This window comes from Longimicrobium sp., assembly GCA_036377595.1.
In the GTDB taxonomy this organism is placed as follows: domain Bacteria; phylum Gemmatimonadota; class Gemmatimonadetes; order Longimicrobiales; family Longimicrobiaceae; genus Longimicrobium.
This window is the reverse complement of the sequence record DASUYB010000044.1, coordinates 1-9,755: the sequence shown is the minus strand read 5'-3', so window position 1 is coordinate 9,755 and position 9,755 is coordinate 1. Positions and strand designations below refer to the sequence as shown.

6 protein-coding genes and 1 riboswitch are annotated in these 9,755 nt (G+C 70.6%); all 6 genes read right to left on the bottom strand.

What is annotated here, in order from left to right; genetic code table 11:
- Window positions 1–6,440: Ig-like domain-containing protein (locus tag VF092_06775; protein ID HEX6746985.1), on the bottom strand; the 6,440-nt coding region annotated here is incomplete at its 3' end.
- Window positions 6,441–6,467: 27 nt separating this feature from the next.
- The gene (locus VF092_06770) at window positions 6,468–6,740 is read right to left on the bottom strand and encodes a hypothetical protein (GenBank protein HEX6746984.1); all 273 of its coding nucleotides are present in this window, start codon (window positions 6,738–6,740) and stop codon (window positions 6,468–6,470) included.
- A gap of 56 nt (window positions 6,741–6,796) precedes the next feature.
- A riboswitch (cyclic di-GMP riboswitch) is annotated at window positions 6,797–6,884 on the bottom strand.
- A gap of 461 nt (window positions 6,885–7,345) precedes the next feature.
- On the bottom strand, window positions 7,346–7,858 hold the full coding sequence (locus VF092_06765) for a GNAT family N-acetyltransferase (protein ID HEX6746983.1): 513 nt from the start codon (window positions 7,856–7,858) through the stop codon (window positions 7,346–7,348).
- Window positions 7,859–7,975: 117 nt separating this feature from the next.
- A complete protein-coding gene (locus VF092_06760) occupies window positions 7,976–8,497 on the bottom strand; it encodes a tail fiber protein (protein ID HEX6746982.1) in 522 nt (173 codons plus the stop codon).
- Window positions 8,498–8,509: 12 nt separating this feature from the next.
- Window positions 8,510–9,031 (bottom strand): tail fiber protein, encoded by a 522-nt coding sequence (locus VF092_06755; GenBank protein ID HEX6746981.1) that lies wholly within the window; start codon window positions 9,029–9,031, stop codon window positions 8,510–8,512.
- Window positions 9,032–9,049: 18 nt separating this feature from the next.
- Window positions 9,050–9,547: a tail fiber protein gene (locus tag VF092_06750; GenBank protein HEX6746980.1), complete on the bottom strand. Its 498-nt coding sequence runs from the start codon at window positions 9,545–9,547 to the stop codon at window positions 9,050–9,052.
- Window positions 9,548–9,755 lie beyond the last annotated feature (208 nt).

Genomic DNA, 9,755 nt, shown 5'->3' with positions numbered 1-9,755 from the left:
AGCCCGTTGTTCCCGTGGTCGTTGATGGCCATGAACGCCAGCGACACGTTCTGCGCGCTCGACAGGTAGACCCCGTTCCCCGCGATCGCGCCGTCCGCCCCGCTCGTGTTCTGGATCGTCCCGCCCGAGCCGGCGGTGCCGCTGCCGCTCACCGTCAGCCCGTTGCTGCCGGTGTTCACCAGCACGATCCCGTTCGCGCCGCCGTTGGCGCTGATCGAGCGGAAGTTCAGCCCGGCGCCACCGATCGTGGTCCCGCTCACGTTCAGCGCGATCCCGCCGGTGGAGCTGATCGAGTTGTGCGTGCCGGTGATGGTCAGCGTGCCGCCGCCGGTGGCGTTGATGCCGTTCCCGCTGGTCGTGGTCACCTTCACCGAGTCCACGAAGCTCACCGTGGGCGTGCCGGTGATGTTGATCCCCACGCTCGTCCCGGTGCTGAGGACGATGCTGGGCCCGGTGAAGCTCACCGTTCCTCCCGTCATCCCCGTCAGCGAGATCCCCCCGTTGCTCCCGTTGGTCTTGGAGATGGTTCCCGGGAAGGTGAAGGTGGGATTGCTCCCGCTGATGCTGACCGCCGCGCCCGTGGGATTGGTGATGGCGCTCGAGGTCCCGTTGATGGTGATCGTCCCCGCCACGCTGGACAGGTTGATCCCAGTCGTCGAACTGTTCGTGGACTTCAGCGAGTCGACCGTCACCGACACCGCCGTCCCCGAGCCCAGGTCCAGCGCGGGGCCGCCGGTGGCGTTGATCGCCAGCTCGGTCAGCGTCAGCGTGCCGACGGAGGTGCCGGTGATCCCGCCGCCCGCGGGTGTCACCACCCGCACCCCGCGGACGATGTTGCCGCTGGCCAGGGTGATGCCTGCCCCCGTCGTCGGGCCGATCACCGGCGCGGTGCCGCCCGTCGCCGGCTGCGTGCCGGCGTCCGCGGGCCAGGTGAGACCCGCGAGGGTGGCGAACACGCCCGTGGCCCCCTGGCCGATCACCCGCTGCGTGTTCTTCAACACCAGCGCCCCCGTCCCGGCGTACTTCCCGTCGGCCACGTAGATCACGTGCCCCGCCAGGTTGGCCGAGCCGTTGTAGCACCCGCTGGCGCCCACCAGGCAGTTGAACGGCGTTCCCTTCCGCCCGTCACCGCCCGCGGCCGCCGCCGAGTCGGCGAACCACACCACCGAGGGACCGACGGTGAGCGACACCGTGCCCGGCGAGCTGGTGCCGAAGCCGTTGGTGACGGTGAAGGTGAAGCTGGCCGCGCCGGTGAACCCCGCGTTCGGCGTGAACTCGAAGGTCCGGTCCGCGTGCACCACCGCCGTCCCGCCGGTGGCCACGGTCACGTCGTACGTGGGCACGTCACCCGCGGCCGTCACCGCGAAGCCCGTGCTGGTGCTGGTGTTGATCGGCACGTTCCCCACCAGCGCCGGCGCGTACGTGCTGCTGGCGGCCGACGGCCTCACGCCCACCGCGATCTTCACCGTCGCGTCCGACGTCCCCGCCGTGTTCGAGATCCGGTACTGGAAGGTGAACAGGCCGGTGAAGTTGTTCTTCGGCGTGTAGGTGAACGAGCCGTTGGCGTTCACCGTCAGCGTGTGCCCGTCGACGGTGATGGTGCCCGGGGCGGTAGTGGTGGTCACCGTGCCGCCCAGCGTGCCGCCGCCGAACGACGCCACCGTGGCCGCGGGGAAGCCCAGGAAGTCGTTCGCCAGCAGGCTGGGGGTCGACAGCGCCGTGTTCAGCGCCGTGTGGAACGCGCCGCCCGGCGCGCTGTTGGCCGCCGGCGTGTCGGCCACCGCCACCGGCGGGGCGTTCACGGTGATGGTGACCGTGGCGCTGTCCACCCCCGCCGCGTTGGTCAGCCGATAGCGGAAGGTGAAGATGCCGCCCGTGGTGGGATTGGTCAGCGAGAAGCTGCCGTTCGCGTTCACCGTCAGGCTCCCGCCGGCGAACGAGACGGTGGCTCCCGCGGCGTTGGTGGTCGTGTTGCCGGCCAGCGAGCCGCCGCCGAAGCCGGTCAGCGTGGCCGCCGGGTCGCCCAGGTCGTCCGCGCCGCTCCCGTTGTCCGCGGTCACGTTGCCGTTCAGCGTCGTGGCCGTCTGCGTGGTGAACGCGTCGTCCTTCGCGTCCGGCGGCCGCCGCACCACGATGGTCACCGTGGCGTCGTCGGAGCCGCCCGCGTTCGTCAGCCGGTACTGGAAGGTGAAGGTCCCGGACGTGGTCGGGTTGGCGAGCGAGAAGGTCCCGTTCGCGTTCACCGTCAGCGTCCCGCCCGCCAGCGCCGTGCTCGCGCCCGCCGCGTTCGTGGTGACGGTCCCGCCCAGCGAGCCGCCGCCGAACGAGGCCACCGTCGCGGGCGGCGAGCCCAGGTCGTCGGCCCCGCTCCCGTTGTTCGCCGTCACGTCGCCGTTCAGCGTGGCGCCCTGCAGCATGGTGAAGGCGTCGTCCTTCGCGTCCGGCGCCTTGTTCACGGTGATGGTCACCGTCGCGCTGTCCACGCCCGCCGGGTTAGTCAGGCGGTAGCGGAAGGTGAACGTGCCGCCCGTGGTCGGGTTGGTCAGCGAGAAGGAGCCGTTCGCGTTCACCGTCAGCGTTCCGCCGGCCAGCGACACGCTCGCGCCCGCCGCGTTGGTGCCGGTGTTCCCGCCCAGCGACCCGCCGCCGAAGCCGGTGACCGTCCCCGCCGGGTCGCCCAGGTCGTCCGCGCCGCTCCCGTTGTTCGCGGTCACGTCGCCGTTCAGCGTCGTGCCCGTGTTCATGGTGAACGCGTCGTCCTTCGCGTCGGGCGGGCGCTGGATCACGATCGTCACCGTCGCGGTGTCCGCCCCGGCGACGTTGCTCAGCACGTACTGGAAGGTGAAGGTCCCCGTCTGCGTGGGACCGGCCAGCGAGAACGAGCCGTTCGCGTTCACCGTCAGCGTACCGCCGGCCAGCGCCGCGCTCGAGCCGGCCGCGTGGTCGCCCGCCGCGCCGCCCAGCGAGCCGCCGCCGAAGGAGGCGACCGTCGCCGCGGGGAAGCCGAGGTCGTCCGCGCCGCTCCCGTTGTTCGCCGTCAGGTCGCCGTTCAGCGTGGCGCCCGGCAGCATGTTGAAGGCGTCGTCCTTCGCGTCGGGGGCGCGGCGCACGGTGATCGTCACCGTGGCGTCGTCGGTCCCCTGCGAGTTCGTCAGCCGGTACAGGAAGGTGAAGGTGCCGCCGGTGGTGGCACCGGTCAGCGTGAAGGAGCCGTCGGCGTTCACCGTCAGCGTGCCGCCGGCGAGCGAGGCGCTGCTCCCCGCGGCGTGGCCGGTCACCCCGCCGCCCAGGCTGCCGCCGCCGAAGCTGGTGAGCGTGGCCGCCGGCTGGCCCAGGTAGTCGGCGCCGCTCCCGTTGTCGTTGAAGAGGCTGCCGCTGAGCGGGTTCCCCGCGTCGATGGTGAAGGCGTCGTCCTTCGCGTCGGGCGGCGAGACGGCCAGCACCAGCAGCACCCCGTAGCCGGACGCCGAGCCGCTGGTGGCGGTGATCCGCGTGGAGTCGTCCGCCGACAGCGGGCTCGCGCCCGTGGCCGTGGTGCTGTTCCCCGTCGTCGGGCTCACCGTGGCCGCCGCGGTGTTCGTGCTGCTCCAGGTGATGCTGGGGGTGGGGATGACGTTGCCGAACGCGTCCGTCACCGTCGCGCTGAAGCCGGCCGTCCCGCCCGCGGGAATGGTGTCGCGCGCGGGGGTGACGACGACGTTCGCGGGCGCGCCCACGCCCACGTCGAACGCCGTGCTCGTCGCGCCGGTCAGGCTCCCCGACGTCGCGGCCAGCGTGTATCCCGTCCCCGCCTTGTCGATCGACAGGTTGGAGAAGGTCGCCACGCCGCCCACCGCCGCCACGGTAGTCGTCCCCGACAGCGTCCCGCCCGCCGGGTTGTTCCCGATCGCCATGGAGACGTTGTCCGTCGCCGTGGTGACCAGGTTCCCCAGCGCATCCTGGATCTCCACCTTCACCGCCGGGGAGATCGCCACGCCCGCCGTGGTGTTCGACGGCTGCACGGAGAAGACGAGCTTCGACGCGTTCCCCGCGGTGACGTTGAACGCGGCGCTGGTGGCGCCGGTCAAACTCCCCGAGGTCGCGGCCAGCGTGTACCCCATCCCCGCCTTGTCGATGGACAGGTCGGAGAAGGTCGCCACGCCGTTCACCGCCGCCACCGTCGCCGTCCCGCCGAGCGCGCCGCCCGAGGGATTGGTGCCTATGGCGATGGTCACGTTGTCCGTGGCGGAGGTGACCGTGTTGCCGAACCCGTCCTGGATCGTCACCTGCACCGCCGGCGAGATCGCCGCGCCGGCCGCCGTGTTCGACGGCTGCACCGTGAAGGCGAGCTTCGACGCGCCGGCCGGGAGGATGTCGAACGCATTGCTGGTCGCGCCGGTGAGGCTGCCGGACGTCGCCGCCAGCGTGTAGCCGGTCCCCACCTTGTCGATGGAAAGGTTGGAGAAGGTGGCGACGCCGTTCACCGCGGCCACCGTCGCCGTCCCCGACAGCGCCCCGCCCGAGGGATTGGTCCCGATGGCGATGGTGACGTTCGCCGTCGACCCCGTCACCGTGTTCCCCGTGCCGTCCAGGATGGTGACGGTGACCGGCGGCGCGATCGCCGCGCCCGCCTGCGCGTTGGTGGGCTGCTGCGTGAACGCCAGCGAGGCCGCCGCGCCGGGGACGATGTCGAACGCACTGCTCGTCGCGCCGGCAAGGCTCCCCGACGTCGCCGCGAGCGTGTAGCCCGTCCCCACCTTGTTGATCGAGAGCCCGGAGAAGGTGGCCACGCCGCTCACGGCCGCCACCGTCGCCGTCCCCGACAGCGTCCCGCCCGAGGGATTCGTCCCGATCGCGACGGTGACGTTGTCCGTCGCCGTCGTCACCGTGTTCCCGTACGCGTCCTTGATCGCCACCGAGGGCGCCGGCGTGATCGGCGATCCCGCCGCCGTCGTCGTCGGCTGCTGCACGAACACCAGCTTCGCCGCCGCGCCGGCGACCACCGTCAGCGTCGACGTCCCGTTCTTCACCCCCACGGCCGCCGTGACCGTGTGCACCGTCCCCGCCACCGAGTCGACGGTGAAGGTGGTCGTCACCTGGCCGCTACCGTTCGTCGTCCCCGTCGTGGTGGTGAAGGAGCCGCCGTTGGTGCTGCTCCACGTCACCGTGGCACCGGAGATGGGATTGTTCTGCTTGTCGAGCACCGTCGCCGTCAGCAGCTGCGACTGCTTCGCCGCCACGCTGGCCGACGCCGGGGCCACCACGACCGAGCCGACGGGCTTCCCGCCGCCTCCGCCGTCGTCGCCGCAGCTCCCCTGCACGAACACGGCGTAACGGGTGAAGTGGTCGATATTCGCGGTCACCTGGTTGGTGGCTGTGTTCACGGAAGATCCGGGCACCTCCGACCACGAACTCGCCTTGAAGGTGCAGATCACCAGGTCCGTCTCGCTCGCACCCGTCGGGATCCCCGCCTCGTTGTAGGAGATCGTCAGCGAAACCGGAAGCAGGAAGCTTCCCGAGGGCCCGAAGCTGTACGCCGTTCCCGCCACGTACCCGGGGTCTGACACCGTGGCCGGGGCCACCGAGATGCGGCGGTCCTCGATCACCGCGTTAGGCGGAAAGACCAGCACCACCTTCCCAGCCGCGAAGGTCAGCGTCCCACCCGCGGAGGTGATGATGAAGCTCTGCGGCGGGGTGCGGGTGAAGCTCTCCAGCACGATCTGCCCGCGCACCAGCCGCTTCCCCTGCGGCGTCTGCCCCCACGCCCCGACCAGCCCGGGCGAAGCGGGAGAGGAGAGGCCGAACGACGCCATGTTCGCGTACGCCAGGCTTCCCACGATGGGGGTGGCCGCCGGGTTCGAGGTGTTCTTCTCCACCTGCCCGTAGCTGTTCACCGCCACGTCGGGTCCCACCGCCACGCCCGCCAGCCCCAGCACCCAGTCGTACCGCGGCGAGCTGCCCCCGGGAGCGGGATCGGAGAAATCCTGGAGAACCACAAGTCCCGCCGAGCCGTCGCCCCACTGGCCGGCCGCCCATCGCCCCAGATTCTGCAGGAGGGTAAGCTTTCCGGCGCTGCTCCCGCTGATCGCCCCGCGGTCGGGCGTGCCCGACCACACGGCCACGCGCCCGGTGAGCACCTGCTGCAGCCGCGTCTGCACCGCCGCCTCGCGCAGCAGCGCGTACGGCGCGTTGGCCAGCGAGGGAACGAAGACGACGGAATACGACGACAGCTGCGACAGTGACATCGTGCGCAGCTCGTCGTAGCGCTTGTCGACGCCGCCGGGGAACACCGGGTTCCCGCCGCTGGTCGTCAGCGCCAGCTGCTGGGCGATGCGGTCGCACCCGGCCGCGTCGGTGGGAGGGCAGACGACGAGCGCCTTCTGCGCCGCCGCCGCACGCGGGAGTGCGAGGGCAAGGAGGGCGGCCGCCAGGAAGGCGGCAGCCCGGCTGGGGGTTTTCATGACCGTGGCCCGGGACGGGGGAAGGGGCTAGTTACAGGCGTCGGAGATGATCGCTTCGTACGTGTCCACGTTCTGGCGCAGCGAGGCATCGCGCGGCGAGTGCGTCAGCGCCGTGCGGGCCTCGCCCAGCTGCTGCCGGTACGCCGCGCACACGGTCGACTCGTCGGCCTTGGCCGCCGCGGACGCGTCGGCCGTGGGGGCCGCGGGCTTCGCCGCCTGCTTCGGGTTCTGCTGGGTCACGTCGCGGCAGGCCACGACGACGACGGCCGCGGCCGCGGCACAGAGGAGCGTGCGCCTCATGGAAGGATGCCTCGCAAGGTCGAAGCGGCCGGCAAGCGCGCCGGTGCGAGACCTTCTTCGGCGGCCCGGCCGTCTCCCGCGAACAGGGGCGAGAGACCCGTGGCTTTGCGGACCGGCCTCGCGGCCGGGGTGCCGTTGTCGGAAGGAAGAGAGAAACCGCCGGACGGGGCGGAATCAGAGAGGAAGGCGAGAGGGGGGAGCCCATGAAACCCGGCCCGTCCGTATTCCCGTGGTGCATTGCAAATGAAACGCCGGGGCCCGTGCCGCTTCCGCGGGTCCCGGCGGCGGGCGCAAGTGCCGCCCGTTCAACGACTTCGTACGTTTGCGTGGCGCCGATCCAACGCAGCGCAGCCGCAACAGGCTTGGCGCCGCGTCATCGGGTGCGGTGCGCACGCACGCTACACGCGCACCCTTCCGGCCCCCGCACATGCAAGGATCCACTTACGGTTTGACAAAAATCGGGCCGGTCGCCGCGAAGACTCACGAAGCAATGGAGGCAGCAGAGAGCCCGTCCCTGCGGCCTCCGCTGCCTCGTGAGTATCCTGCGCGTGAAACTGGACGAGGTACCTGCGGATCGTGATCCCGGCGCGCTCGCCCCGCCCGCGTCAGGCGGCGACGGCGGGCTCGCCCCCGCCCACGGGGCGCTCCATCAGGATGTACACGTCGCCGTGCTTTCCCTTCTCCACGAAGCCCAGGCGGCCGTAGAGCCGCCGCGCGGGGTTGAACACCTCCACGTGGATGCTCACCGGCTTTCCCGCCGCGTCGGCCTCGTCGAACACGCGCTTCAGCAGCATCGTGCCGATCCCGCCGTTGCGGTGCCCCGGCGCCAGCGCGATGTCGACGATGCGGACCTCGCGCTCCCACACGTCCACGTACAGCCGGCCGGCCGGCCGGCCGCCGACGAGGACCAGGTCGAAGCGCGCGCCGGCGTAGTTCTCCTGCCACCAGGCGTGCTGCGCCTCGAACTGCTGGCGCACGAACGCGGCCTTCTGCTCGAGGGTCCACGGCACCTGCGCCAGCTCCGGCTCGCGCGTGGAGCCGTAGAGCTGCAGGAGGAACGGAAGGTCTGCATCCGTGATGGGCCGGAGCGTCACGGAATCGGGAGACAGGTCGGTCATGGGTGGGATCGTAAACGGTGCAGAGGTTCTTCCACTTTCCGACAAACTGTGCGCACGGAGGCGCGAAGGGGGCGGCCCAGGGGCCGCCCCGCTCCGCGATTCCTGCGCCGGCGGTGCTTACGGACGCTGCGGGAAGATCCCCTGCAGCGCGATGCAGAAGTTGAGCGTGAGGTAGGGCTGCATGTTGTTGTGCGGCAGCCCGCCGCCCGCGGGCGGGAGCCCCTGGAACGCCATGACGCTGTTGGGCGCCGTCGTCACGTAGGCGAACGCGCCCGTCGAGGTGGCCAGCGAGATCGCGTTCCCCGGAACGGTGTTGTCGCCCGGATCGGCCGAACCCCTCAACTGGTGCGTGTGCACCGGGATCTCCGACTGCAGCAGGGTGATGCTCTCGACGCCGGACATCTCGCCCAGGAACCGCTCGGTCAGCCCCTGCCCCTGCCCCGGCTGCATGGGCGCGTTCCCCTGCATGTCGGGAAGCGCGAACGTCGACTTGCCGTCGCCACCGTAGGTGGTGCCCAGCAGCGCGAACAGCGCGGTGTTCTGCGAGATCGGCATCAGCTGCCCGTCGCAGAACGCCCACCCCGTGGGCGGGAAGTTGAACGGGAAGATGCGGATCTCCGCAACGAACTGGTCGGACATGGCAGTCGCTCCTCAGGTTTGGCTCGGGAAGACCCCGAACAGGGAGATGATGAAGTTGATGCAGAGGAACGGCTGGGTGTTCTCGTGCGGCTGGCTCCCGCCGGCGGGCCCGATCGCCTGCGGGCTCATGTTCGTGTCGGCATCCTGCTCGATGTACGGCTTCACGCCGCCGGGCGTCTGCGCCAGCAGGTTGCCCGCGGCCGTGGTCAGCGTGCCCGTGGTCGTCGTGCCGGTCAGCGGGTGCGTGTGGTTGGGGATCTGCTGGATAGTCAGCGTCTCCTGCTCGGTGCCGGCCATCTCGCCCAGCTGGTACGTGGTGCCGTCGGGGCCGGTGCCCATGTGGATCGGCACGCGGCTGGCCAGGTTGGGCAGGTTGAAGGTCTCCTGGCCGTCACCCCCGTAGGTGGTGCCGATGAGCTGGAACAGGACATCGTTCTCCGCGATGGCCAGCGGCTGGCCTTCGCAGAACATCCATCCGTTGGGCGCAAAGTTTCCGGCGAACATCCGGATCTCGCCCACGTAAGGCTGTGCCATTGGGTTGGGTCTCCGGTGTCAGTTCTGGGAGGGGAAGATGCCCTGGAGCGCGATGATGAAGTTCAGCACCAGGTACGGCATCATGTTGTTGTGCGGCTGGCTTCCGCCCACCGAGGTCACCGAGGTGGGGCTCATCGTGATCAGCGCGCTGGGCGCCGCGTACAGGTTGTTCACGCGCCCCGTCACCGTGTTGGCCAGCCCCGCCTGCGTACCGTTCTGGTCCGACGCATTCAGGGTGTGCAGGTGGGTGGGAAGCTGCTGGATGTTCACCGTCACCGCGGTGGATCCGGCCGCTTCGCCCAGCGTGTGGCCATTGCCCATGTGGATGGGCACCCGTCCCCGCAGGTTCGGCAGGGCGAACGTGGTCTGCCCGTTGCCGCCGTAGGTGGTCCCCAGGAGCGCGAACAGCGCCTGGTTCTGGTTGATGGGCAGGAACTGTCCGTTGCACAGTGCCCATCCCTTGGGTGGGAAGTTGAACGAGACGACTTTGATCTCGCTCAGGAACGGCTCCGACATGTCTCCTCCTTGGAGAATGGGGTGGATAGGGAGCGTCGGTACTGCGGTCCTGCAAGGCCTGCGTACTGCGGTAAAGCGTACAGCGGTCCTGCGGGGCCCTGCCGTTCGGGTGCTGCCGGCTCTGGGGGTAGGGGGATGAGGGAGGAAAGGGTCTGCGGAGCGGCCGCGGGAGGGGTCTTCCGCGGCCGCTCCGCGTGGCGGCGGCTCG

What these genes read in the sequence shown, in the direction of transcription:
- VF092_06770 (HEX6746984.1), bottom strand. Translation starts at nt 6,740, where the DNA reads ATGAGGCGCACGCTCCTCTGTGCCGCGGCCGCGGCCGTCGTCGTCGTG.
- VF092_06760 (HEX6746982.1), bottom strand. Translation starts at nt 8,497, where the DNA reads ATGTCCGACCAGTTCGTTGCGGAGATCCGCATCTTCCCGTTCAACTTC.
- VF092_06755 (HEX6746981.1), bottom strand. Translation starts at nt 9,031, where the DNA reads ATGGCACAGCCTTACGTGGGCGAGATCCGGATGTTCGCCGGAAACTTT.
- VF092_06750 (HEX6746980.1), bottom strand. Translation starts at nt 9,547, where the DNA reads ATGTCGGAGCCGTTCCTGAGCGAGATCAAAGTCGTCTCGTTCAACTTC.
- VF092_06765 (HEX6746983.1), bottom strand. Translation starts at nt 7,858, where the DNA reads ATGACCGACCTGTCTCCCGATTCCGTGACGCTCCGGCCCATCACGGAT.